Source organism: Pseudoxanthomonas sp. LH2527, from assembly GCF_022539275.1.
GTDB lineage: Bacteria > Pseudomonadota > Gammaproteobacteria > Xanthomonadales > Xanthomonadaceae > Pseudoxanthomonas_A.
In genome coordinates this window covers 44,001-64,798 of sequence record NZ_JAKZBW010000019.1, presented here as the reverse complement: position 1 = coordinate 64,798, position 20,798 = coordinate 44,001, and the positions used below count along the sequence as shown (strand labels likewise).

Genomic DNA, 20,798 nt, shown 5'->3' with positions numbered 1-20,798 from the left:
CGCAACCCTGCTAGGATGCGCGTTGCATTTTTTTCACGGCCGAGGCACCGGCCCCCGGAGACTCCTGAATGACCCGTTTGATCGAGTTCGTGATTGCGTTGGCGCTGGTTCTGGCGCTGTTTCTGGTGATCGGCCTGGTCCTGCCGTCCTCGCGCTCGCTGCAGGAAAGCGTCGAGACCAACCGCCGCATGACCATCGTGTTCGACACGCTGAACAACGTGCGTCGACTGAAGGACTGGAACCCGCTGATCCCGAGCGCGGCCAACGAACTCAGCTACTCCGGTGGCGAGAACAACACGGGCGTCGGCGCCAAGGTGGACTTCAATTCCGCCAACGCAGCCTGGGGCCAGGGCAGCTGGGAAATCGTCACCAGCGAGCGTCCCACCACGCCCGGCACGCCCGGCAAGATCGTCTACTCGATCGTCGACAAGCGCATGGGCAGCGACAAGCAGGCCACGTTCGACCTGCTGCCGACCGGCAAGGACAACCGCAACGTCAAGATCACCCAGAGCTACCAGGTCACGTACGGCTTCAACCTGATCGGCCGTTATGCCGGCATGTACGTCAGCCGCCACGTGGGCGACGCCGTCAAGGCCGGCCTGGGCAAGCTGACCAACATGCTGGCCACGGTGCCGAACTTCGACTACCGCACCGAAGGCAGCCCGCTGACCGACCTGAAGATCGTCGACGTGCCCTCCGAGGACCTGCTGGTCGTCAACGCCGGCAACATCGACCGCACCAACGACGCCATCAAGGCGTCGATCAAGCAGAACCAGGAATGGATCAAGCGCGTGATGGACGCCAACGGCCTGGTCGCCGCCGGCCCGCTGCGCGTCATCACCACCGACTTCGGTTCCGAGAAGTACGCGTTCGACATCGCCCAGCCGGTCCGCAAGGGCAGCGCGGCGCCGAAGGCCGACGCCGCCGCCGATGCCGCCCCGGTCACGCCGCCGGCGACGCCCGTCGCGTCGACGGGTGAGCTGAAGGTCACCATCCCCTCCGGCGCCCCGGTCGAATACGTGCGCACCGAAGCCCGCAAGTCGGCGTTCGCCAGCTACACCGGTTACATGGCCGAACTCGACAACCAGCGCAATGCGCTGCGTGCATGGGCGGTCACCGGCGGCCACGAAGTCGTCGACCGTCCGTACGAGTCGTGGAAGTCGGGTGTCGATGCCTCGTTCGAGGCCGACGGCAAGTTCGACATCTACTGGGCCGTCAAGCAGTAAACCCTTCCCGGACACCCGTCCCGGATGACCCGCTCCACGCCAACGCGCCGCTTCATGCGGCGCGTTGCGTTTGTGGGGCGGCGAACCGGCGGCGCGGCGTCCTCCGCTGGCAGGATGCCCGCCCGATCCCGGGACCGCTGAGCCGATGAACTACGACCGACGTCAACGCAAGCCTTCGTTCCTGGCCCTGGCCGGCGGTCTGCTCGCCGCGGTGGCGGTCGGCCTGTCCGCCTACGCCTCGCACGGGATAGCGGCCGCGCAGGCGCAGTCGCACGTGCAGACCGCCGCGTTGTTCGCGTTCGGCCATGGCCTGGCGCTGGCGGCGCTGGCGCCCAGCACCACGCGGCGCACCGGAAAGGCGGCGCTGTGCCTGCTGCTGCTGGGCACGCTGCTGTTCGCGGGTAGCCTGGCGGCCGCTGCGTTCGGCGGGCTGTCCACGCGACTGGCACCCGCTGGCGGCATTGCCCTGATGCTGGGCTGGGTGATCTGGGCGGTCGACGCCATCCGGCGCTGACGCCCGTGCCACGGTACGCGCGCGGTTTCGACACCGAACAGGCCTGGGACCACCTGACCCGGCGCGACCGCCGGCTGGGCGCGTGGATGAAGCGGATCGGCTACATCGAGCCGCAGCCCACCTGGAAGAAACCGTTCGACCCGGTCGATGCACTGGCGCGGGCGATCCTGTACCAGCAGCTGAGCGGCAAGGCCGCCGCCACCATCGTGGGACGTGTCGAGGCGGCCATCGCCAGCACGCGCCTGCACGTCGACACGCTCGACCGCATCGACGACGCGGCGTTGCGCGCCTGCGGCGTCTCCGGCAACAAGACGCTGGCGCTGCGCGACCTGGCGGCGCGCGAGCAACGGGGCGAGATTCCCACACTGCGGCAGATGTCGACGATGCGCGAGGACGACATCGTCGCCGCGCTGGTGCCGGTGCGCGGCATCGGCCGCTGGACGGTGGAGATGATGCTGATGTTCCGCCTGGGTCGTCCGGACGTATTGCCGATCGACGATCTGGGCGTGCGCAAGGGCGCCCAGCTCGTCGACAAGCTCGACACGATGCCCACGCCGAAGGAACTGGCGGCGCGCGGGGAGAAGTGGGGTCCGTACCGCACGTACGCGGCGCAGTACCTGTGGCGGATCGCGGACTTCGCGGTCGAGGCGAAGGCGCCGACTAAGCGGTCGCAGGATTGAGTCAGGCTGTTACCGCCCTGCGCCGGACGTGCGCATCCTGTTGCATCCGCCAGAGGCGACCGACGATGTACAGCAGCACCAGGCTGAGCACGATGTTGCCCGCATCGCTGGCGATCATCGCGACGTTGCTGTCGATCTCGTCCCGCACGTCCTTGATGGTCAGGCTGGTCTGCATGGCAGCCCACGACAGTACGCCCGTTGCCAGCCACAATATCCACCACAGCGGGAGGATCGGGTGGCTGCGTGCGTTCGCCACATCGTGCGGAGATGCGCTGGCCTTCCAGGTCTCGCGCATCGCTACGAACGGCATCCACAAGTTGGCGAACGGAATGAAGTACCAGAGCACTGCCCAGCGGGGCGTCACGGTCAGCTGACGTGCGCCGGCCAGGCTGTGCGCGTTCCAGGACATGCGGTAGAGCCACATGCCGATCACGATGTAACTGGCCAGCATGACCAGCATCTGCAAAAGACCGGTGCCGATCATCGCAGCCAGCAGTGGCAACGGCGTGTCGTAGTATTCGCGTGTGCCCGCGACAACTTCATCCAGCACCACGTTCTGCAGGAGATAGACGATGATCGCGGCCACCGAGATCGCAGTGCCTGCGAGCAGCAGGGCCATGGCCATGCGCGTAAGCAGGGTGGCATCGCGGAAGGGACGCCCGCGCGCGACGTCGGGGACCTCGGTGAGTTCCGCGGCAGGAGGTTGGTACGGCTGGTCCATCGTGCTATTCCCTGGTGGTTCCCGCTACGTCACGTGAGGCCGTGGCGCCAGTGCCACGGCTCGTAGACGATCCCGTGCGGGTTGTCGCGGGGATAGCTCATGACGAAGCCGAAGTCGCCGGCATGGCGGGTGAGCCAGGCGAATGCGGTCGTGTGCTCGAACGATTCCTCGGCCGGCGGTTCGCCGGGCGTGCCGATATCCAGGGCGCGGCCGCCGTGATGTTCGCTGTAGCCCGGTGCGGCGTTGACGGTGAGGATCTGTTCCACCGTCTGCCCGCGCGCCAGCTTCCGCGCGAAGATGCCGAGCTGGTAGTCGTGGCTGCGGTATCCGGAGATCGCGTCGAGCACGACGCCTTCCTGATAGGCGGCGTGCTGCATGGCGAGCCAGGCGCGTGCGGCCGCTGCGGTCAGCCACAAGGGACGGCGATAGCGGTCCCGCCCGGCGAAGACGAGCGCAGCGGGCTCGGCGACCAGGGCAAGGCCGCTGCGTTCGCCGTAGGTGTCGTCGAGCCCCAGTTCGTGCAGCCGTTCCTGCAGTGCGTGCAGTGGCAGCGTGCCCTGCGCATCCGCATCGAATCCGCGCGTCGCGCCTTCGAGTTGGTGCAGTGCGTCCCAGGCCTCGTCGAGTCCAGGTTCGCGCGACAGGGTGGGTACCAGCGGATGCACGGCCTGCGCTGAGACTGCGGCCAGGTAGCGGCCGTCGTGCTTGCGGCGCAGTACGGTATGGGCACCGGCAAGTGCGCGCGCATCGGCATTGCTGCGCACGCGCAACACGTCCGCAGGCCACAGTTCGATCTGCGCGGTGTTGTGCAGCCGCGTTTTCAGCGCTCGGGTGGGCAGGCGTCGCATGCCCGCAGCTTAGCGGTGCGGCGAGGGTGTCGCCAGTTCGCGCAACCGGGCCAGCAGGTCGGCGGGGCGCGCCGGGCTCAGCAGCACCAGGCCGCCATCGCGCAGGGGCAGGGTGAGCACGCGGCTGCGGTCGGTGACCAGGCAGAACGCCTTGCCCAGGTTGCGCAGGCGGAAATGACCGGCCTTGAAGCCGGGCAGGCTGAAGCCGTTGGTTTTCAGCATCGGCGACAGGTCGGTATGTTCCTCCAGGCTCAGCACACGCGCCCTGTCCAGGTCGATGGCCTCGACCGGCAGGGTCTTCGTGTAGAACGTCGCTTCGACCCGCAGCGTGCGGTGGTCCAGCACGATGCGTCTGCGGCGCAAAGCGAGTGTCAACACGATGCCGACCGCCATCACGAACGGTACGGCCAGCCACGCGACGAGCGAAGGCGGCGCCGGGGATTGCATCGTGAGCGCTGCGACGGTCACCGCGATGGCGCCCAACATCGGCAGCCAGATCCAAAGAGCCGCATGGCCGGCGAGGGGAGCGAGCGCGTAGTCCTGCGTCTGTTGCATGGGGTACCCGATCAATAGGGAGAAGCGTGGCAGTCGGACTGCGCGGCGACATGGTCGAGCAGGCGGCGGGTTTCCTCCGCCAGTGCCCGCTGTTGGGTCTCGCGCGGGATACGGGCGAAGCGGTCGCCCGGCTGGAAGCCGTAGTCGCCGAACTGCGAATGGTTGGCGCCAGGGACCTCGACCCAGCGGGTCTGCGGAGGCAACCTGGAACGGTTGCGTGCCACGCGTTCCGGGGTGGCCAGGCCGTCGCGGTCGCCGACCAGCTTGGTCACCGGCATGGAGAGTGCCGACAGATCGATGTCGCGCGGGTGCGACGTCGCGACCAGCAGCAGGGCGGCAGTAGCGGCCGGGTCGGTGAGCGCGTGGCGCGACGCCACTTCACCGCCGCGGGAATGGCCGCCGACGATCCAGCACCGCACGCCGGGCAGCGCCGCCATCGCGTCATGGCCGCGTGCCAGTACGGGCGAACCTTCCGCACCTCCGAAAGCGCCCCGTCGCGGCAGTTCGACGATCACGGCGGGATAACCGGCCTCGGCGAGACGGCGTGCCGTCCGTGCATACGCGCGCGGATCGACCAGCGCGCCGGCGTAGAACAGCAGGCCCGTTGCCTGCGGTGGACGCGTGCGCGGCAGGAATACCCAGCGGCCCTCACGATGTTCGACCGAGACGCGCGCATCCCCGACGGCCGCGCGACGACCTTCCGCATTGGCGTAGTAGGCGATCAGGCACCACGCGGTGAAGACCACTGTGGCTACGATGCCCAGCGTGACCCAGACGCGCGTGATCCGTTTCACGAGTCCGGCCACGGCATCGCTGCTCAAGCCGGCTTCTTGAAGAACAGGCGCACCGAGACTTCATGCTCGATGAAGAGCGTACTGACCAGTTCCCAGCCCTGCGTGCTCATCTTGTCCAGCTCCTGCTGGATGCGGTCGCTCAGCTTGCCGGCGAACATCTTGTACGGGACTTCGACGACCTTGTGGCTCCAGCGGTGGTTCATGGCGATTCCTTCTTGTTTGCGGAGGCGTCGCCCTTCGGCAGCCGCCCGGCCTTGCGCAGCGCGTCGCGCAGTACGTACTCAATCTGGGCATTGAGCGAGCGCAGTTCGTCGTCCGCCCAGCGCTGCGCCGCCGCCAGCACCTCGGCGTTGATGCGCAGCGGATAGGCCTTCTTGTCCTGCTTCTCGCTCACGGTTGCTTCCTGTTGCGGCGCAGCTGCAGCATCATCGACACGATCAGCGCGTTCACCAGCACCACCATGGCGATCACGATGCCCTGGGCCACCCTGTCGTCATCGTCCGCCCAGTAGACGCCGACCGCACCGGCCTGGATCGCCAGTCCCACCAGCACCCAGTGCAGGGCCATGCCGCGCGAACGGACGGTGGGTTCGCGACTCATCCATGCGCCGATCAGCAGGGCAGGCAGACCGGACACGGCGAGGATCAGCGGAACGAGGGCGTGCATGCGCGTGCGTCCGCGTTAGTAGATGGAACCGGTGTTGACGATGGGCTGGGTGCCGCGCTCGCCGCACAGCACGACCAGCAGGTTGCTGACCATCTGCGCCTTGCGCTCCTCGTCCAGCTTCACCACGTCGTTCTTCTGCAGTTCGGCCAGCGCCATCTCCACCATGCCCACCGCACCGGCGACGATGCGGGTGCGCGCGGCGATCACCGCGTTGGCCTGCTGGCGCTGCAGCATGGCCTGGGCGATTTCCGGCGCATAGGCGAGGTGGCTGATGCGCGCCTCGATCACGTCCACGCCGGCCTTGCCCAGACGCTCGGCGATCTGCTCCTGCAGGTGCTGCGAAATCTCCTGCGGATGGCTGCGCAACGCGATCTGGCCTTCCTCATGCTGGTCGTACGGGTAGCTGGAGGCCATCGCGCGCAACGCGGACTCGGACTGGATGTGCACGAAGCTCTCGTAGTCGTCCACGTTGAACACGGCTTCCGCCGAATCCACCACCTGCCACACGATCACCGCCGCGATCTCGATCGGGCTGCCGTCCAGCTCGTTGACCTTCAGCCGGCTGCTCTCGAAATTGCGGATGCGCAACGAGATCTTGCGCTTGCTGAAGAAGGGGTTGTTCCAGCGCAGGCCGTTGTCCTTCACCGTGCCGACGTACTTGCCGAACAGGCTGAGCACGGCCGACTGGTTGGGTTCCAGCTTGTACAGGCCCGCCATCAGGAAGATGACGACGACACCGAGGAGGGCGCCCGCGACCAGATAACCGGGTTGCTTGAGTGCGGCCCCCTGGACGAACACGGCCAGTGCCCCCAGTCCGAGCAGTAGCAGGCCCAGCAGGGTGGGAATTCCGGGCAGCGACGACGTGGCGTTCTCTTTCATGGTCTTGGTCTCAGGACGGGATCACAGCAGCGACAGGCCGGCGCCTGCGGCAAGCAGGGCAACGGAGAGGAGAAGCAGGGCGGGAGCGACCCGGTGCGCCTGCGAGGGAGCGAGACGCTGGATCTGGTGGATCACATGGAGCATGTCGGGTCCCTCGTGGGTGCTTTCGGGTGAATGAAAGATATCAATTTGATATCAGATGTCAACGTGCCGCAGGCACCGTCCGTCAGCCAGCCCGGTAAACTGGCGACCCCTCGTCCGGACTCTCGCGCATGACCACCCTTGGAACCCCGTTGTCCCCGCATGCCACCCGCGTCCTGTTGCTGGGGTCGGGCGAACTGGGCAAGGAAGTGGCCATCGAACTGCAGCGCCTGGGCGTGGAAGTCATCGCCGCCGATCGCTATGCGGACGCGCCGGCCATGCAGGTGGCGCATCGTGCGCACGTGCTGGACATGCTGGACCCGGCAGCCATCCGCGCGTTGATCGCGCTGGAAAAGCCGCATCTGGTGGTCCCTGAAATCGAGGCCATCCACACCGAGACCCTGGTCGCGCTGGAGGCCGAGGGCGCCGCGCGCGTCATCCCCACCGCGCGCGCCGCGCGGCTGACGATGGATCGCGAAGGCATCCGCCGGCTGGCCGCCGAAACGCTGGGCCTGCCCACCTCGCCGTACCGGTTCGTCGACACCGCCGCCGAATACCGCGAGGCCGTGCGCGCGATCGGCCTGCCGTGCGTGGTGAAGCCGGTGATGTCCTCGTCCGGCAAGGGCCAGAGCACGCTGCGCAACGAAACCGACATCGACGCGGCCTGGGAGTATGCGCAGACCGGCGGTCGTGCCGGCGCGGGTCGCTGCATCGTCGAGGGCTTCATCGACTTCGACTACGAGATCACCCTGCTGACCGTGCGCCATGCCGGCGGCACCTCGTTCTGCGATCCGATCGGGCACTGGCAGAAGGACGGCGATTACCGCGAGAGCTGGCAGCCGCAGCCGATGTCGCCGCGGGCGCTGGAGCGCGCGCAGCAGATCGCGCGCACGGTCACCGACGACCTCGGCGGCTGGGGCCTGTTCGGCGTGGAGCTGTTCGTTAAGGGCGACGAGGTATGGTTCAGCGAAGTCTCGCCGCGCCCGCACGACACCGGCCTGGTGACGCTGGTCTCGCAGGAGCTGTCGGAGTTCGCGCTGCATGCGCGCGCCATCCTCGGTCTGCCGATCCCGGTGATCCGCCAGAGCGGTCCGTCCGCGTCCTGCGCGATGCTGGCGCATGGCCACGGTGTGCCGGTGTTCGGCAACGTGGACGTCGCGTTGGCGACGCCCGACACCGCCCTGCGCCTGTTCGGCAAGCCGCGCGTGGAAGGCCATCGTCGCGTCGGCGTCACCCTCGCGCGCGCGGACAGCATCGACGCCGCACGCGCGGTGGCACGCGATGCCGCCGCCGCCATCACCATTGCACTGGAATGAGGCCTGCGCCATGAACGGCAATACCGGCTACGCCGTGTTCTTCTTCCCGCAGGCACTGGAAGCCCTGGGCGACGCGATCAAGCCCTACCTGACCGACCAGCCCGACGGCCCGCACGTGTTCTGTCGCGAGATCGACACCGGTGGCGCCTTCACCGAGATGACCCTGGTCGGCAAGAATGCCGAAGGCCATGACGTGCAGGTGGAACTGATGGTGCCGGGCAGCATGATCCGCATGATCGTGTCGGCACAGAACGAGTCGCTGTTCGGCTTCGGGCCGCGCGTCGCCGCCCCGGCGGTGGGAGCGACGTAAGTCGCGAAGCTCCTGCTTTTCCGGTCAGCCCGTCACTCCCGCACGTGGGAGAAAAGGCCTGCTAGAGGGAAAGATCCACCCACACCAGGTGATGGTCGCTGCCGTCGGCGATGGCGGCGTCCGGATGGCCCTTCTTCGGCCAGAACACGCCGCTGCCCGTCAATGCGAAGCCGGTGGACGGCAACACGTAGTCAAGTCGCAGCGCGCCGTTGCGACGCCCGAAGTCGCCGGTGACGTGCGCGGGGGCGCCGCGGCGCTGCATGCCCTTGGCGGCATAGGCAAGCGCGGTCTCCTCGCCGCCTTCGCTGCGCGGCGTGGCCATGCGCATCACGCGCGGGTGCTCCAGCAGTTCGATGATGGCGTCGTGCTGTCCGTCGCCATCGGCCGGATCGTTGTTGAGATCGCCGGCGATGACGAAGCGCGCATCGGCCGGCAGGCTACCGCAACGGCCCTGGTCGTCGCAGAGCCAGGGCGCATCGCCCGGCGTCAGGTATTCGCGCCACAGGCGGATCTCGTCCGCGTTGCGGAGGCCGTTGCGGTTCTCCGGCCCGTCGAACACCGGCGGCGTGGGGTGCGAGACCAGGAAATGGACCACGCCGGCCGGCGTGCGCACCGGCACATCCCAGTGCGACTTCGACGACAGGCGCAGCTGCTTCCAGGTAGCGTCGGGATAGAACGCCTCGCGGGTGGTCGGATCCACCGGATTGGTGGTGCCTGGCATCGTGCTCCAGCGCAGCAACTGGAAGGTGCGTACCTGCGCCTCGTCGATCGGGAAGCGCGACAGCACCAGCATGCCGTACTGGCCCGGATGCAGGCCGTAACCCCAGGCATCGTTGCCGCGCCCGCGTCCTTCGCCACCCACCGCGCCGTTGCGGTCCAGATCCAGCCCGCTGGGCACGCCGGTGTTGACCGGAGCGAGGTAGCGGTAGGGGTAGCGGAGCGGATCGCCACCGCCGCGTTGGGCCACTTCCAGGTAGCGCTGCTGGAACAGATCGGCGGCGCGATGCGCGTCGTCGTAGTCGAATTCGTTGAGCAGCACCAGGTCCGGGCGCACCTTCTGCAGGACCGCGGCGATCTTGCGTGCGTGCGCGTCGTCGCCTTCGAGTTGCCGGATCACGCCGCCGGCGTCATCGGAGAACAGCGAGGTGTTGTAGGTCGCCACGCGAAGTGGCACGTCCTGCTGGCCGGTGGGTTCGCCGACGGTCATGGACGAACTGCAGGCGGCGAGGGTCATGGTGAGCAGGAGGACAAGGATGCGCATGCGCGGATTCTGTCACGTCACCGTGACAGACGTAAAAAAGGCGCCCCGGACTCCCGGGGCGCCGCAGGCTGACGACGAAGTCGGCCGTTGGACCGTCAGAACGAGCAGCCCATCGCCGCATAGGCGGTCTTGGCCTGATCCATCGCGGTTTTGCACTGCGCAGCCAGCGTGGTCTTGTCGGTGACCGCAGACCAGCTGGCCTTCGACTGCTCGATGCCCTGCTTCATCATGTCGCGCTGGGCTTCCGGCACCTTGTCGCTGATGCAGGCGTAGACCTTTTCCAGATACTGGTCGCACTCGGCGACGCCGGTGCCGGCCTCGACCGTGTCGGTCGTGGCGGCAGTCGCGGTGGCCGGGGCTTCGACGGCCGGCGCGTCCGCGACGGGAGCTGCTTCGTCAGCAGGCTTGCAGGCGGCCATGACAAGGGTGGTCAGCGCCGCGAGGGCAAGGAGGTTGAACTTCATGAAAGCTCCAGACGTGTGAGTGGATGTTCGGATTCCAACGCCGACACACAGGAGCGTCGGCGGCACATTCTGTGCACTCCGTCACGAAGTTGCTATTCACATTTGCGTTTCACATTAAGCGCAAACGCTTGCACGCCTCACAAAGGCGTGCGAACCCAGTCACGGCCGTCGAAGCACTCGAGCGGCGCAAAACGCCGCTTGTAGTCCATCTTGCGATGGCCCTCGATCCAGTAGCCGAGATAGAGGTGCGTGTAGCCGTCGCGGCGTGCCCATTCGATCTGTCGGAGGATCGCCAGCGTGCCGAGGCTGCGGGCTTCCAGCGCGGGATCGTAGAAGGTGTAGACGGCCGACAGCGCGCCGGGGATGACGTCGGTCACCGCGACGGCGAGCAGCTCTCCGTCCTCGCGCAGTTCCACGAACCGGCCGCGCGACCAGCTGCCGACGAGGAACTGGTCGAACTCGGTGGCGCCGTGATTGTCCATGCCGCCCAGCGGATGCCGCGCGGCCAGGTAGCGCTGGTAGAGCGCCAGGTGCTCGTCGTCGCGCAAGGCGGCGACGATCCGTGTTTCCACGCGCGCGTTGCGCGCTGCGCAGCGTCGCTGGCTGCGGTCGGGTGCGAAGTCGGCCACCGGGATGCGTACCGCCACGCAGGCGCGGCACTGCCGGCAATGCGGCCGGTAGACGATGTCGCCGGAGCGACGGAAACCCCAGCCCAGCGCATCCGGATACAACTGCGGCAGCCGTGGGTCGCGCGGGTCCAGCACCAGGTCGCGGGCGACACGCTCGGGCCAGTAGCCGCAGGGATGCTCGCCGGTATGGAACAGGCGCAGGTCATCGAGCGATTGCGTGTTCTCACCCATGTCATCCCGTCCAGCGCGACGCCAGCGGCCAGAACGCGAGGCCGGCCACCGCACCGGTCGCCGCGCCTGCCACCAAGTCGCGGCGGGTGTGGCGCCCGAGCGCGAGGCGCGACCACGCCACGGCAACCGCAAACAGCAAGGCCGCGAGCATCCACATCGTGCCCAGTTCGCGCAGCAGGCAAGCGGCGAACACGACGAACGCCAGGTGCAGCGACAGCTTCCACCAGCGTGAGGTCAGCACGGCCACCAGGATCATCGCAGCGGACAGTGCGAGACCCAACGCGAACAGCGGCTGGCCGCCGTGCCAGACGACCAGCAACGCGCCTGCCGACAACGCCACCAGCAGGAAGCGATTCAGCGCGCTGCGCTCGTGCACCGCGCTGGCATCCACGTGGCCCCAGCGACCGCGGCGGACCTGCCACCACGAATAACCCATCACCAGCAGGGCGAACGCAGCGAAGCCCAGCGCGGACCACGCCGCCTCGTGCGCGTTGCCTTGCGCCAGCGCGATCACCAGCACGGCCATCGGCAGCACCAGCATGGGGTGGCCGAAGATCGACAGGGTGCGGGCGAAGGTCAGGGACATGTGGTCAGCATACTGCGGCGTCCCGGTCGCGGGCACTGCGACCGTCCGCCGCCTGAACGCGTCCGTCAGCGCGTCAACCGCCGCCGAGCCGGCGCGTTTTCCGTGTCAGTGGCGCAGATGGCGCCGCGTCTTCAGGAGAACACGATGAACCGCAAGACCCTGCTTTTCGTGGCCGTGCTGGCCGCCCTCGGCGCCGGATCCGCGTTCGCCGCCACGCAGGCCGGCGACGCAGGCAAGCCGGCACGCGCCAGCCTCGACAAGAACAACGATGGCGCCATCGACAAGGCCGAGGCCGCCACGCACCCGCGCCTGGCCGAACGCTTCGCCGAGATGGACAAGAACGGCGACGGCAGGCTGACCGCCGACGAACGCCCGCAGCGCAAGGGCATGCGCGGCCACGGCAGCCATGGCGGGGCGCGCCACGGCGAGGGCTTCAAGAAGCTGGATGCCGATGGCGATGGCAAGGTCAGCCGAGCCGAAGCCGCGGCCCAGCCGCGTTTCGCCGAACGCTTCGACACGATGGATGCGAACAAGGATGGCGTGCTGGACCGCAGCGACCGCGAACTGCGCGGCAAGCAGCGTCGTGACGAGTGGTTCGCCAAGGCCGACACCGACAAGGACGGCAAGCTCACGCGCGCCGAGATCGACCAGGCCGATGTGCAGCGCCGCGCCGACTTCCAGCAGCGCATGCAGACGCGCATGGATGAGCGCTTCGCCACCGCCGATGTCAACAAGGATGGTCGCCTGTCGCGGGATGAGGTGAAGGACAACCGCCGCCTGGCCGGTCGTTTCGATGTGCTGGACGGCAACAAGGATGGCGTCCTGTCCCGGGAAGAACTGGCCGCCGGTGCGGCTTCCCGCCGCTGAGCGGCACGCGCGCACCCGGTTCTCCGGGTGCGCGTGCAACCGGCGTCAGAAAGAAAGACGGCCCGACATCACCAGGCCCGCCAACACGCCCAGGCTCGCGAGTCCGACAGCAAGCACCAGGGCCCAGATCCTCCAGAAGCGTTGGCGCTCCAGTTGCCGGCGTGCGCCTTCCGGATCGCGCATCGCATCGCGCGCCTGCCGCCGTTTGAGGATGCGCGGCAACCAGAGGGCGCTGGCCCAGCAGATGCCGCCCACGTAGACCAGGGTCAGTCCCAGGTGCGGCATCCATCCGCGCACCTGGGTCAGCGCCACGATGCCCACGACGAAAGCGACGATCAGTGCGGTGCAGAACACGCCGTACCGTATCAGGTCGCGTCGCTCGCGCACGTCCAGCGGGTCCTTCAGCGGTTTGCGGATACCGAACCACACCGCGCCGATGCCGACGAGCGTTCCCAGCGCGGCCACGCCCGCCGTCCCTCCCAGCAGTTTCAGCACGCCCTTGCCCACGACCGTGCCGCCGCCAGCGAGCACGGTGGCACCTGCGGCGGGCGGCGCCGCCACCGCCAGCATGCCCAGTACGCCGCTGGCGAATGCCGCCGACGGTGCCGACGCGCGTGCGAACTCGCCGAAGCGCGCCATCAGTTCCTCGCGCACATACTGGCGCGCACGCGACAGGCGCTTGCGCACGGCCGCATCGGTGATGCCCAGCAATGCGGCGACCTGCCGGGAGCGCTGGCCTTCGCGGTAGTACAGCAGCAACACTTCGCGGCTTTCCTCCGGCAGCATCGCGATGACCTCGCGCGCGGCGCATTCCTGCTCGGTCTGCAGCACCGTTTCCGCCGGCGTTGGTGCGGTGTCGGCGGCCAGCGTCAGCGCGATCTCGGCGATTTCGCCGGTCATCGGCCGCCGGCGCTGTGCACGCAGGTGGTCGCGCGCCAGGTTGCGGGTGATCTCGCGCAGCCATGGCAGGAAACTGTCGGGGTTCTTCAGCGTCGCCAACTGCCGCCAGCCCTTCAGGAAAACCTCCTGCGCGATGTCTTCGCTGGCCTGCACGTCGCGGGTGATCGCCAGCGCGATGCCGGTGATCGCGTTCTGGCACAGTGCGACCACGCGGCCGTAAGCGGCCTTGTCGCCCCGTGCCGCCGCGGGCAGGGTCTCGCGCAGGGAAAGTTCGATTGCCAGGGTGTCCATCTTGCCTCCGTTCGTCCGGGTCATGCAGGCACGACGACCGGCTCCGCGAAGTGTGACCCGCCCTGGCAGGGCCGCGCGCTACAGCACCAGCCGCCCACTGTCGACCAGCGCGTAGAGGATGGCGCCGACAGCCAGTGCGCTGGTCAGCGCCACGGCCTTGCGGCCGATGACGTAGTCGTAGCCACGCCGGCGCGCGGCGTTGCGGGGATGGGCGAGGATCGGGTCCATGATCCGCGGCAGGGTGACCAGGTACTGGTAGTTGATCACGCACATGCCGGCGAGCGTGACCAGGCTGATCGCCACCCACCCCGTCGCGATGACCGTCGCCAGCATCAGGCAGAACAGCCAGGCCGAGCCGGTGGTCGCGTTGAGCGCCATGAAGCGGCGCACCTGCACGCGTTCCTGTGCGGTGTGGCAGAACCGCGCGAGGTACCACCAGGTGAAGGCGTAACCGGCCAGGCCACCGATCACGCCGCCCAGGACACCGCCGAGGGCGGCGGGATGCTGGGTGATCTGCTCGAAGATCACGCCCAGCGAGCCGCCGGCCACGCCGCCGGTGACGCCGCCCGTGGTCAGGCCGCCGGTGCCCAGCTTGCCCACCAGTCCGGTGCCGAGCACCCCGGAGCCGATGACCGTCGCCGCGCTGGCCGCCGGCATCGCACCGACCAGGCCGCCCAGCACGATCATGGTGAACGCGGCCGTCGGCGCCGTGGAGCGTGCGAACTCGCCGAACCGCTGCAGCATCTCGTCGCGGACCAGGGCACGGGCGCGCGACAGGCGCTTGCGCACGGCGGCGTCGCTGAGGCCGAGCAGTTCGGCGACCTGCTGCGAGCTCTGGCCCTCGCGATAGAACAGCAGCAGCGCCTCGCGGCTGTCCTCCGGCAGCGAGGAGATGATCTCGGTGGCGACGATTTCCTCTTCCGTCTGCAGCAGGCGTTCGGCGGGCGTGGGGTCCGGATCGGCGGCCATGCCGATGGCGATCTCCGCCACCTCGCCGGACATCGGCCGGCCGTGCTGCGCGCGCAGCCAGTCGCGGGCCAGGTTGCGGGTGATCTGCCGCAACCACGGCAGGAAGCTGGCGCTGTTCTTCAGCCGGTCGAGCTGCTGCCACGCCTTGAGGAAGGCCTCCTGCGCGATGTCCTCGCTGGCCTGCACGTCGCGGGTGATGGCCAGGGCGATCGCGGTGACGGTGTTCTGGCAGGCGTTGACGATGCGGCCATAGGCTTCCTGGCTGCCGCGCGTGGCGGCGGGCAGTTCGGCCTGCAGCATCAGGTCCAGGGCGATCGTATTCATGGCGTCAGGCTCATCCGGTGGGCTGATGACCCTGACGGGCCAGTGCGACGGATGTGACCGGATGCCGCGACACGCCTCCTGCCATGCCCCGGGCTCAGTCGCCGCTGACGGGTTGGATGCGGATGCGGTCTTCTTCTTCGTCCACCGGCGCGGGCGGGGTGGGGACGGTCTGCGCCGGCACGGGCGGCGCTACGGCGGGCGGCGGCACGGGACGCCGCATCCACATCACGACGGCGGCCAGCGCGATCAGCGCCAGCAGGACCAGGCGGATGCGCCAGGCCCATGAGCGCTGCGGCGTCGTGGTGTCCTGCGCACTGCTGAAGGTCAGCGTGGATGCGTAGCCGGGCCGCGTGCTTTCCAGCAGGCCGGCCTCGCGCAGCAGTTCGCGTGCGCGCGGCTGGTCGTCGGCATGCCGCACCCAGACCGCAGGCTGCAACTGCGCCTTCACCGGTTCGGTATAGCTGAACTGGCCGCCGCGCTTGCTGTGGTACGAGCGCCCGTTGCTGATGTGCACGGGAATGCCGGCCTCGGTCAGCATCCTGGCGACGCCTTCGACCGTCTCGATCCGCTGGCTGGAAAACACCTGGCGCATGCGTGTTCCTCAGTCCTTCGCCGGGACGGCCGCTGCCGCTTCGGCATCGGGCACCACGCGGATCAGGCCCTCCTGCGCGGTGCTGGCGACCAGCCGGCCCTGGCGGTCGAAGATCTGCCCGCGCGCCAGGCCGCGCGAACCGCTCGCGCTGGGGCTGTCGATGGAATACAGCAGCCAGTCGTCGGCGCGGAACGGGCGATGGAACCACAGTGCATGGTCGAGCGAGGCCATCTGCACGTTCGGCTGGTAGTAGCTGATGCCGTGCGGGTACGTGGCCGTGCCCAACAGCTGGAAATCGGAGGCGTAGGCAAGCAGGGCGCGATGCAGTTCCGGCGAGTCGCCGACCGGTTCGCTCAGGCGGAACCACACCTGCTGGAACGGCGGGCGCTTGGGTGGATTCAGTTCGTCGCGCGGGTAGACGTGGCGGAACTCGAACGGGCCGCGGCGCGACATCCAGCGTTGCACCTTCGGCGGCAGCGTGGCCATCACCTCGGGCGGCACCGGCGGTGCGGCGGTGATGTCTTCCGGCTGCGGCACTTCCGGCATCGACAGTTGATGCTCGGCGCCATCCTCTTCCGCCTGGAACGAGGCCGCGCAGAAGAAGATCACGCGGCCGTGCTGGATCGCGGTGACGCGACGGACGGAAAAGCTGCCGCCGTCGCGCGTGCGGTCCACTTCGTAGACGATCGGCGCCTCGATGTTGCCCGCGCGCAGGAAATAGGCGTGCAGCGAATGCGCACGGCGGCTGCCGGAGCCGCCTTCCACCGTGGCCTGCGCGGCGGACAGCGCCTGTCCCAGCACCTGGCCACCGAACACGTACTTGGTGCCGATGTCGCGGCTCTGGCCGCGGAACAGGTTGTCTTCCAGCCGCTCCAGCGACAGCAGCTCGATCAGTTCGGAGACGACGGGTTCGGGAGCGGGCACGGCAGGGCCTGGTCGATGCAATGGCGACGGATTATAGCGGGCTGTCCGCGAGCGCCCGGCGCGATTCGTTTCGACGCGGATACAGGCGGATCAAACCGGGCAGAACCTGCCTTGCATCCGCCCTGATCCGTGTCCGATTCCCTGCCCGGATTCGCCGTCACGGCTGCGTCGATGTCAGGCGGCGCCGGTATCCGTCCGGGGCAGCAGCCGCTCCAGCGAGGTCGTACGCAGCACCGCGTCCCAAGGGAACAGCGGACCGGGATCCATCTTGCGGCGGACCAGTACATCGGGATCGTCGCTGGCAGGTTCGCAGGCGGTGTCGAGGTCTTCGTGGCCGGCGATGAAGCGCAGGGAGGGCAGTTCGTGCTGCAGGTCCGCCAGCAGCGCCTCCAGCGAGGCGATCTGCGCGTCTGTGTAGGGCTCGTGCATCGACTGGCTGCCGGTGGAGAGCCAGTGCGGGTAGCGGCCGGTGTTGACCAGTTCGATCCCGACCGAGCGCGGGTTGTAGCCGCGCACATGGTGGGCGATGCGCTCCGGCCGCACGTACACATGCACGCTACCGTCGCGGTCGACGTAATAGTGCCCGCAGTTGCCGGTGCCCGAGGCATGCAGGACGCGCTCGCCGTACTCGCGCGCCATGGCCAGATCCGGCAGTTCGGTGCAGTGGATGACCACCAGGTCGATCTGGTCCAGCGGCCGCGCCTCCAGCCTGTCCTCGTAGGGCAGCGGATCGACGACGCGGGCGAAAGGCGTGGGTTCTGCGCTCATGCGCCGATGCTAGCAGGCGGGGCGCCCCGCAGCCGGGTCCGGTAAACTGCCCGCCTTCCCCGTGCCGCCGGTCGCCCATGCCGCTCAATCCCGATTCCCCGCTGGCCAAGCTGATGGCCACCCTGCCGCGTGCCGGCCAGGTGGAGTGGATCGGCCTGCGGCCTGCGCGTGACGAGCTGATGGTCGCCATCGACGCCGTCGAGGCCGTCACCGGCGCCGGCCTGGTCGGCGACCGCTACAAGGGCGGCAGCGGCAAGCGCGGCATCACCCTGATCCAGGCCGAACACCTGCCCGTGATCGCCGCGCTGGCGCAGCGACCGGACCTGGCGCCGGCGCTGCTGCGCCGGAACGTGGTGGTGTCGGGCATTCCGCTGGTCGCGTTGAAGCAGCGCCGCTTCCGCATCGGCACCGCGGTGTTCGAGGGCACGGAAGACTGCGATCCGTGCTCGCGCATGGAAGACGCCCTTGGACCCGGCGGCTACAACGCGATGCGCGGTCATGGCGGCCTGTGCGCGCGCATCGTCGAAGGCGGCAGGTTCCGCCTGGGTGATCCGGTGGAGGCGCTGTGACGCGCGGGCACTGCATCCTGTCGCACGGGTTCGAGAGCGGCCCGGACGCGACCAAGGTCACCGCGCTCGCCGAGGTGGCCGAGCGGCTGGGCTGGAGCCATGAGCGCCCCGATTACACCGACCTGGACGCACGCCGCGACATCAGTTCGCTCGGCGACGTGGTCGCGCGGCTGGCGCGCCTGCGCGGTCTGGCGCAGGCGGCGGCCGCGCGTGGTCCGGTAGTGCTCGCCGGTTCCAGCCTGGGCGGCTACATCGCCGGGCGGATTTCGCTGGAGGTGCCGGTGCGTGGTCTGTTCCTGATGGCGCCGGCGATCGCGATGGGGCCGCTGCCGACCCTCGATGCCGCCGCCGTGCCCGTGTCCATCATCCATGGCTGGGATGACGAACTGATCCCGGCGCAAGCGGTCGTCGACTGGGCGCATGCGCGCCGCGCCGATCTGTTGCTGGTCAATGACGGGCATCGCCTGTCCGATCATGTCGATACTTCGGCACAGGCGTTCGGACAGTTGCTGGCGCGTCTTTGACGTCTCCTTCCGTCATTCCGGCGCAAGCCGTAACCCGGCGACGTTGATCGCGGCGGGCAAGTCACTGGGCCCCGGCCTGCGCCGGGGTGACGTTCATAACGAGGTTCCATTTGAAATTCTTCGTCTCCTGCGCCAAAGGCCTGGAATACCTGCTCGCCGATGAGCTGGTGGCGCTCGGCGTGCCCAGGGCCACCGCGACCATCGCCGGCGTTAATGCCGAAGGCGAGCCGGTCGATGCGCAGCGCGCGGTGCTGTGGTCGCGCCTGGCGAGCCGCGTGCTGTGGCCCATCGCCGAGTTCGAGTGCCTCAACGAGCAGGCGCTGTACGACGGCGTGATGGCGATCGCCTGGGAGACGCATACGCGTCCCGAGCTGACGCTGGCGGTGGATGCGCACGTCTCCGGCGAGGCGATCACCCATGCGCGCTTCGCCGCGCAGCGCGTCAAGGATGCGGTGGTCGACCGCCTGCGCCAGCAGGGCCTGGAACGGCCTTCCGTGGACGTGGAACAGCCGGACGTGCGGATCAACCTGTCGCTGCGCAGGAACCGCGCGACGATCTCCATCGATCTCGGCGGCGGGCCGATGCATCGCCGCGGCTGGCGGCAGGCGCAGAACGATGCGCCGCTGAAGGAAAACCTGGCGGCGGCCGTGCTGATGCGCGGTGGCTGGCCGGCCCTGTACCACGAGGGCGGCGCGCTGCTCGATCCGATGTGCGGCAGCGGCACGCTGCTGATCGAAGGCGCGTTGATGGCGGCGGACGTGGCGCCAGGGCTGCAACGCCACGGCAACGTGCTGCCGTCGCGCTGGTCGGGCTTCGACGTGGAGGCGTGGCGTGCACTCTTCGCCGAGGCGGTGCAACGCGAAACGGAAGGACGCAAGGCGCTGCGCCCGGCGTTCTCCGGCAGCGACATCGACCTGGGCGCGATCCGCGCCGCCCGCGACAACGCCGTGCTCGCCGGACTGGCCGGGCAACTGCAGTTCGACGCGCGCGACATCGCGCAACTGCCGGTCCAGGAAACACCGCGTGGCCTGGTGGTCTGCAATCCGCCCTACGACGAACGGCTGGCCGCCGACGCCGACCTGTACCGCGCGCTGGGCGATGCCTTGCAGCGGGCCGTGCCGCAATGGCGCGCCAGCCTGCTGTGCGGCAATGCCGACCTGGGCTATGCCACCGGCCTGCGCGCCGGCAAGAAGTACCAGCTGTTCAATGGCGCCATCGAATGCGCGCTGATCGTCTGCGACCCGGTCGCCACGCCGGCACGCGAGCCGCGTGAGGCCAAACCGCTGTCGGACGGCGCGCAGATGGTCGCCAACCGCCTGCGCAAGAACCTGAAGAAGTTCAAGCGCTGGCGCGAACAGGAACAGGTGAGCTGTTACCGCGCCTACGACGCCGACCTGCCCGAGTACGCCGCCGCCATCGACGTGTACACCGAAGAGGGCGGACAGGCGCGCACGTTCCTGCACGTGCAGGAATACGCCGCGCCGGCGACCATTCCCGAGCACGACGTGCGTCGCCGTTTCAGCGAACTGCTGGCGGCCACGCGCGAGGTGTTCGGCGTGCCGCAGGAGCAGATCGCGGTGAAATCGCGCGAGCGCGGCAAGGGCGGTTCCAAGTACGGCCGCATGCAGCAGCGCGACGAGTTCATCGTCGTGCGCGAATCCGGGGCGCTGTTGCGGGTCAACCTGTTCGACTACCTCGACACCGGCCTGTTCCTCGACCACCGGCCGCTGCGCCGCCGCATGGCGCAGGAGGCGCGCGGCAAGCGCTTCCTCAACCTGTTCTGCTACACCGGCGTGGCCAGCGTGCAGGCGGCGGTCGCTGGGGCGGCGTCGACGACCAGCGTGGACCTGTCGGCGACCTACCTGCAGTGGTGCGCGGACAACCTGGCCGAGAACGGCCTGGGCGGCGCCAAGCACCGGCTGGTGCAGGCCGATGCGGTGCGCTGGCTGGAAGCGGAGCAGGGCGAGTACGACCTGGTCTTCTGCGACCCGCCGACGTTCTCCAACTCCGCGCGCGCCGACGATTTCGACGTGCAGAAGGAACAGGTGCGCCTGCTGCGTGCCGCCGTGGCGCGGCTGGCGCCAGGCGGCGTGCTGTACTTCAGCAACAACTTCCGTCGCTTCAAGCTGGACGAGAACGCCCTGGCCGAGTTCGCCCGCTGCGAGGAGATCAGCGCCAGCACGATCCCGCCGGACTTCGAACGCAACGCCCGCATCCACCGCGCCTGGCGGCTGACGCGGGCGTAAGCC

General features: G+C 68.7%; 27 protein-coding genes and 1 pseudogene. 10 read left to right on the top strand and 18 right to left on the bottom strand.

Annotated elements, in window-relative coordinates; translation table 11 throughout:
- Nucleotides 1-68 precede the first annotated feature (68 nt).
- The 3 genes from MMG85_RS11615 to MMG85_RS11605 all read left to right on the top strand — a co-directional run bounded on the left by MMG85_RS11615 (nt 69) and on the right by MMG85_RS11605 (nt 2,420).
- Nucleotides 69-1,226, top strand: a complete 1,158-nt coding sequence (locus MMG85_RS11615) for a polyketide cyclase (RefSeq protein ID WP_241046189.1) — start codon at nt 69-71, stop codon at nt 1,224-1,226.
- A gap of 145 nt (nt 1,227-1,371) precedes the next feature.
- Nucleotides 1,372-1,740, top strand: coding sequence for a DUF423 domain-containing protein (locus MMG85_RS11610; RefSeq protein WP_241046188.1), 369 nt, complete (start codon nt 1,372-1,374; stop codon nt 1,738-1,740).
- Nucleotides 1,737-2,420 (top strand): DNA-3-methyladenine glycosylase, encoded by a 684-nt coding sequence (locus tag MMG85_RS11605; RefSeq protein ID WP_241046207.1) that lies wholly within the window; start codon nt 1,737-1,739, stop codon nt 2,418-2,420. The genes MMG85_RS11610 and MMG85_RS11605 overlap by 4 nt, the downstream gene beginning before the upstream one ends.
- A gap of 1 nt (nt 2,421) precedes the next feature.
- Here MMG85_RS11605 and MMG85_RS11600 read toward each other — a convergent pair whose 3' ends face one another.
- Genes MMG85_RS11600 through MMG85_RS18475 form a run of 9 tightly spaced genes read right to left on the bottom strand, consistent with a single transcriptional unit; the run spans nt 2,422 to nt 7,027 of the window.
- Nucleotides 2,422-3,141 carry a DUF4328 domain-containing protein gene (locus MMG85_RS11600; RefSeq protein WP_241046187.1) on the bottom strand — a complete coding sequence of 240 codons (720 nt, stop codon included), beginning with the start codon at nt 3,139-3,141 and terminating at the stop codon, nt 2,422-2,424.
- 29 nt (nt 3,142-3,170) lie between these two features.
- Nucleotides 3,171-3,989: a M15 family metallopeptidase gene (locus MMG85_RS11595; protein ID WP_241046186.1), complete on the bottom strand. Its 819-nt coding sequence runs from the start codon at nt 3,987-3,989 to the stop codon at nt 3,171-3,173.
- Between the two features lie 9 nt (nt 3,990-3,998).
- Entirely contained in the window at nt 3,999-4,544 is a 546-nt protein-coding gene (locus MMG85_RS11590; protein WP_241046185.1) for a PH domain-containing protein, read from the bottom strand.
- Nucleotides 4,545-4,555: 11 nt separating this feature from the next.
- Nucleotides 4,556-5,365, bottom strand: a complete 810-nt coding sequence (locus tag MMG85_RS11585; protein WP_241046184.1) for an alpha/beta hydrolase — start codon at nt 5,363-5,365, stop codon at nt 4,556-4,558.
- Nucleotides 5,362-5,541 (bottom strand): DUF4177 domain-containing protein, encoded by a 180-nt coding sequence (locus MMG85_RS11580; protein WP_241046183.1) that lies wholly within the window; start codon nt 5,539-5,541, stop codon nt 5,362-5,364. The genes MMG85_RS11585 and MMG85_RS11580 overlap by 4 nt, the downstream gene beginning before the upstream one ends.
- Complete coding sequence (locus tag MMG85_RS11575) at nt 5,538-5,732, bottom strand: Arc family DNA binding domain-containing protein (protein WP_241046182.1); 195 nt, start codon at nt 5,730-5,732, stop codon at nt 5,538-5,540. The genes MMG85_RS11580 and MMG85_RS11575 overlap by 4 nt, the downstream gene beginning before the upstream one ends.
- Entirely contained in the window at nt 5,729-6,004 is a 276-nt protein-coding gene (locus tag MMG85_RS11570) for a hypothetical protein (protein WP_241046181.1), read from the bottom strand. Before MMG85_RS11570 ends, MMG85_RS11575 begins: the two co-directional genes overlap by 4 nt.
- Nucleotides 6,005-6,019: 15 nt before the next feature.
- The gene (locus MMG85_RS11565; RefSeq protein WP_241046180.1) at nt 6,020-6,883 is read right to left on the bottom strand and encodes an SPFH domain-containing protein; all 864 of its coding nucleotides are present in this window, start codon (nt 6,881-6,883) and stop codon (nt 6,020-6,022) included.
- A gap of 21 nt (nt 6,884-6,904) precedes the next feature.
- Nucleotides 6,905-7,027: a hypothetical protein gene (locus MMG85_RS18475; protein ID WP_277399847.1), complete on the bottom strand. Its 123-nt coding sequence runs from the start codon at nt 7,025-7,027 to the stop codon at nt 6,905-6,907.
- 128 nt (nt 7,028-7,155) lie between these two features.
- On the opposite strand from MMG85_RS18475, the gene purT reads away from it, so the two are divergent.
- Together purT and MMG85_RS11555 are read left to right on the top strand one after the other, a co-directional pair.
- Complete coding sequence (gene purT, locus MMG85_RS11560) at nt 7,156-8,340, top strand: formate-dependent phosphoribosylglycinamide formyltransferase (RefSeq protein ID WP_241046179.1); 1,185 nt, start codon at nt 7,156-7,158, stop codon at nt 8,338-8,340.
- Between the two features lie 10 nt (nt 8,341-8,350).
- Entirely contained in the window at nt 8,351-8,650 is a 300-nt protein-coding gene (locus MMG85_RS11555) for a hypothetical protein (RefSeq protein WP_241046178.1), read from the top strand.
- Between the two features lie 61 nt (nt 8,651-8,711).
- Here the strand turns inward: MMG85_RS11555 and MMG85_RS11550 are convergent, their stop codons facing one another.
- The 4 genes from MMG85_RS11550 to MMG85_RS11535 all read right to left on the bottom strand — a co-directional run bounded on the left by MMG85_RS11550 (nt 8,712) and on the right by MMG85_RS11535 (nt 11,821).
- Nucleotides 8,712-9,911 carry an endonuclease/exonuclease/phosphatase family protein gene (locus MMG85_RS11550; protein ID WP_241046177.1) on the bottom strand — a complete coding sequence of 400 codons (1,200 nt, stop codon included), beginning with the start codon at nt 9,909-9,911 and terminating at the stop codon, nt 8,712-8,714.
- Nucleotides 9,912-10,006: 95 nt separating this feature from the next.
- Nucleotides 10,007-10,375 carry a hypothetical protein gene (locus tag MMG85_RS11545; protein WP_241046176.1) on the bottom strand — a complete coding sequence of 123 codons (369 nt, stop codon included), beginning with the start codon at nt 10,373-10,375 and terminating at the stop codon, nt 10,007-10,009.
- Nucleotides 10,376-10,512: 137 nt separating this feature from the next.
- The gene (locus tag MMG85_RS11540) at nt 10,513-11,235 is read right to left on the bottom strand and encodes an arginyltransferase (RefSeq protein ID WP_241046175.1); all 723 of its coding nucleotides are present in this window, start codon (nt 11,233-11,235) and stop codon (nt 10,513-10,515) included.
- A 1-nt stretch (nt 11,236) separates the two neighbouring features.
- Entirely contained in the window at nt 11,237-11,821 is a 585-nt protein-coding gene (locus MMG85_RS11535) for a phosphatase PAP2 family protein (RefSeq protein ID WP_241046174.1), read from the bottom strand.
- A 144-nt stretch (nt 11,822-11,965) separates the two neighbouring features.
- Here MMG85_RS11535 and MMG85_RS11530 point away from each other — a divergent pair.
- A pseudogene (locus MMG85_RS11530) lies at nt 11,966-12,475 on the top strand (calcium-binding protein); the annotation flags it as partial.
- Nucleotides 12,476-12,508: 33 nt separating this feature from the next.
- A complete protein-coding gene (locus MMG85_RS11525) occupies nt 12,509-12,688 on the top strand; it encodes a hypothetical protein (protein ID WP_345778850.1) in 180 nt (59 codons plus the stop codon).
- A gap of 45 nt (nt 12,689-12,733) precedes the next feature.
- On the opposite strand, the gene MMG85_RS18540 is transcribed toward MMG85_RS11525, so the two are convergent.
- The 5 genes from MMG85_RS18540 to MMG85_RS11500 all read right to left on the bottom strand — a co-directional run bounded on the left by MMG85_RS18540 (nt 12,734) and on the right by MMG85_RS11500 (nt 17,456).
- Entirely contained in the window at nt 12,734-13,879 is a 1,146-nt protein-coding gene (locus MMG85_RS18540; protein ID WP_345778849.1) for an RNA polymerase sigma factor, read from the bottom strand.
- A 78-nt stretch (nt 13,880-13,957) separates the two neighbouring features.
- Nucleotides 13,958-15,172 (bottom strand): sigma-70 family RNA polymerase sigma factor, encoded by a 1,215-nt coding sequence (locus tag MMG85_RS11515; protein ID WP_241046173.1) that lies wholly within the window; start codon nt 15,170-15,172, stop codon nt 13,958-13,960.
- Between the two features lie 94 nt (nt 15,173-15,266).
- Nucleotides 15,267-15,764, bottom strand: coding sequence for a DUF2007 domain-containing protein (locus MMG85_RS11510; protein WP_241046172.1), 498 nt, complete (start codon nt 15,762-15,764; stop codon nt 15,267-15,269).
- A 9-nt stretch (nt 15,765-15,773) separates the two neighbouring features.
- Nucleotides 15,774-16,688: an acyl-CoA thioesterase II gene (gene tesB, locus MMG85_RS11505; protein ID WP_241046171.1), complete on the bottom strand. Its 915-nt coding sequence runs from the start codon at nt 16,686-16,688 to the stop codon at nt 15,774-15,776.
- Nucleotides 16,689-16,862: 174 nt separating this feature from the next.
- On the bottom strand, nt 16,863-17,456 hold the full coding sequence (locus tag MMG85_RS11500) for an N-acetylmuramoyl-L-alanine amidase (protein WP_241046170.1): 594 nt from the start codon (nt 17,454-17,456) through the stop codon (nt 16,863-16,865).
- A gap of 77 nt (nt 17,457-17,533) precedes the next feature.
- On the opposite strand from MMG85_RS11500, the gene MMG85_RS11495 reads away from it, so the two are divergent.
- The 3 genes from MMG85_RS11495 (at nt 17,534) to rlmKL (ending at nt 20,795) form a co-directional block, all read left to right on the top strand.
- Entirely contained in the window at nt 17,534-18,025 is a 492-nt protein-coding gene (locus tag MMG85_RS11495; protein ID WP_241046169.1) for an MOSC domain-containing protein, read from the top strand.
- Entirely contained in the window at nt 18,022-18,549 is a 528-nt protein-coding gene (locus tag MMG85_RS11490; protein WP_241046168.1) for a YqiA/YcfP family alpha/beta fold hydrolase, read from the top strand. The genes MMG85_RS11495 and MMG85_RS11490 overlap by 4 nt, the downstream gene beginning before the upstream one ends.
- Nucleotides 18,550-18,659: 110 nt before the next feature.
- Nucleotides 18,660-20,795, top strand: a complete 2,136-nt coding sequence (gene rlmKL, locus MMG85_RS11485; protein WP_241046167.1) for a bifunctional 23S rRNA (guanine(2069)-N(7))-methyltransferase RlmK/23S rRNA (guanine(2445)-N(2))-methyltransferase RlmL — start codon at nt 18,660-18,662, stop codon at nt 20,793-20,795.
- Nucleotides 20,796-20,798: the final 3 nt, after the last annotated feature.

What these genes read in the sequence shown, in the direction of transcription:
- MMG85_RS11615 (WP_241046189.1), top strand. Translation starts at nt 69, where the DNA reads ATGACCCGTTTGATCGAGTTCGTGATTGCGTTGGCGCTGGTTCTGGCG.
- MMG85_RS11610 (WP_241046188.1), top strand. Translation starts at nt 1,372, where the DNA reads ATGAACTACGACCGACGTCAACGCAAGCCTTCGTTCCTGGCCCTGGCC.
- MMG85_RS11600 (WP_241046187.1), bottom strand. Translation starts at nt 3,141, where the DNA reads ATGGACCAGCCGTACCAACCTCCTGCCGCGGAACTCACCGAGGTCCCC.
- MMG85_RS11595 (WP_241046186.1), bottom strand. Translation starts at nt 3,989, where the DNA reads ATGCGACGCCTGCCCACCCGAGCGCTGAAAACGCGGCTGCACAACACC.
- MMG85_RS11590 (WP_241046185.1), bottom strand. Translation starts at nt 4,544, where the DNA reads ATGCAACAGACGCAGGACTACGCGCTCGCTCCCCTCGCCGGCCATGCG.
- MMG85_RS11580 (WP_241046183.1), bottom strand. Translation starts at nt 5,541, where the DNA reads ATGAACCACCGCTGGAGCCACAAGGTCGTCGAAGTCCCGTACAAGATG.
- MMG85_RS11570 (WP_241046181.1), bottom strand. Translation starts at nt 6,004, where the DNA reads ATGCACGCCCTCGTTCCGCTGATCCTCGCCGTGTCCGGTCTGCCTGCC.
- MMG85_RS11565 (WP_241046180.1), bottom strand. Translation starts at nt 6,883, where the DNA reads ATGAAAGAGAACGCCACGTCGTCGCTGCCCGGAATTCCCACCCTGCTG.
- MMG85_RS18475 (WP_277399847.1), bottom strand. Translation starts at nt 7,027, where the DNA reads ATGCTCCATGTGATCCACCAGATCCAGCGTCTCGCTCCCTCGCAGGCG.
- purT (WP_241046179.1), top strand. Translation starts at nt 7,156, where the DNA reads ATGACCACCCTTGGAACCCCGTTGTCCCCGCATGCCACCCGCGTCCTG.
- MMG85_RS11555 (WP_241046178.1), top strand. Translation starts at nt 8,351, where the DNA reads ATGAACGGCAATACCGGCTACGCCGTGTTCTTCTTCCCGCAGGCACTG.
- MMG85_RS11550 (WP_241046177.1), bottom strand. Translation starts at nt 9,911, where the DNA reads ATGCGCATCCTTGTCCTCCTGCTCACCATGACCCTCGCCGCCTGCAGT.
- MMG85_RS11545 (WP_241046176.1), bottom strand. Translation starts at nt 10,375, where the DNA reads ATGAAGTTCAACCTCCTTGCCCTCGCGGCGCTGACCACCCTTGTCATG.
- MMG85_RS11540 (WP_241046175.1), bottom strand. Translation starts at nt 11,235, where the DNA reads ATGGGTGAGAACACGCAATCGCTCGATGACCTGCGCCTGTTCCATACC.
- MMG85_RS11535 (WP_241046174.1), bottom strand. Translation starts at nt 11,821, where the DNA reads ATGTCCCTGACCTTCGCCCGCACCCTGTCGATCTTCGGCCACCCCATG.
- MMG85_RS11525 (WP_345778850.1), top strand. Translation starts at nt 12,509, where the DNA reads ATGCAGACGCGCATGGATGAGCGCTTCGCCACCGCCGATGTCAACAAG.
- MMG85_RS18540 (WP_345778849.1), bottom strand. Translation starts at nt 13,879, where the DNA reads ATGGACACCCTGGCAATCGAACTTTCCCTGCGCGAGACCCTGCCCGCG.
- MMG85_RS11515 (WP_241046173.1), bottom strand. Translation starts at nt 15,172, where the DNA reads ATGAATACGATCGCCCTGGACCTGATGCTGCAGGCCGAACTGCCCGCC.
- MMG85_RS11510 (WP_241046172.1), bottom strand. Translation starts at nt 15,764, where the DNA reads ATGCGCCAGGTGTTTTCCAGCCAGCGGATCGAGACGGTCGAAGGCGTC.
- MMG85_RS11500 (WP_241046170.1), bottom strand. Translation starts at nt 17,456, where the DNA reads ATGAGCGCAGAACCCACGCCTTTCGCCCGCGTCGTCGATCCGCTGCCC.
- MMG85_RS11495 (WP_241046169.1), top strand. Translation starts at nt 17,534, where the DNA reads ATGCCGCTCAATCCCGATTCCCCGCTGGCCAAGCTGATGGCCACCCTG.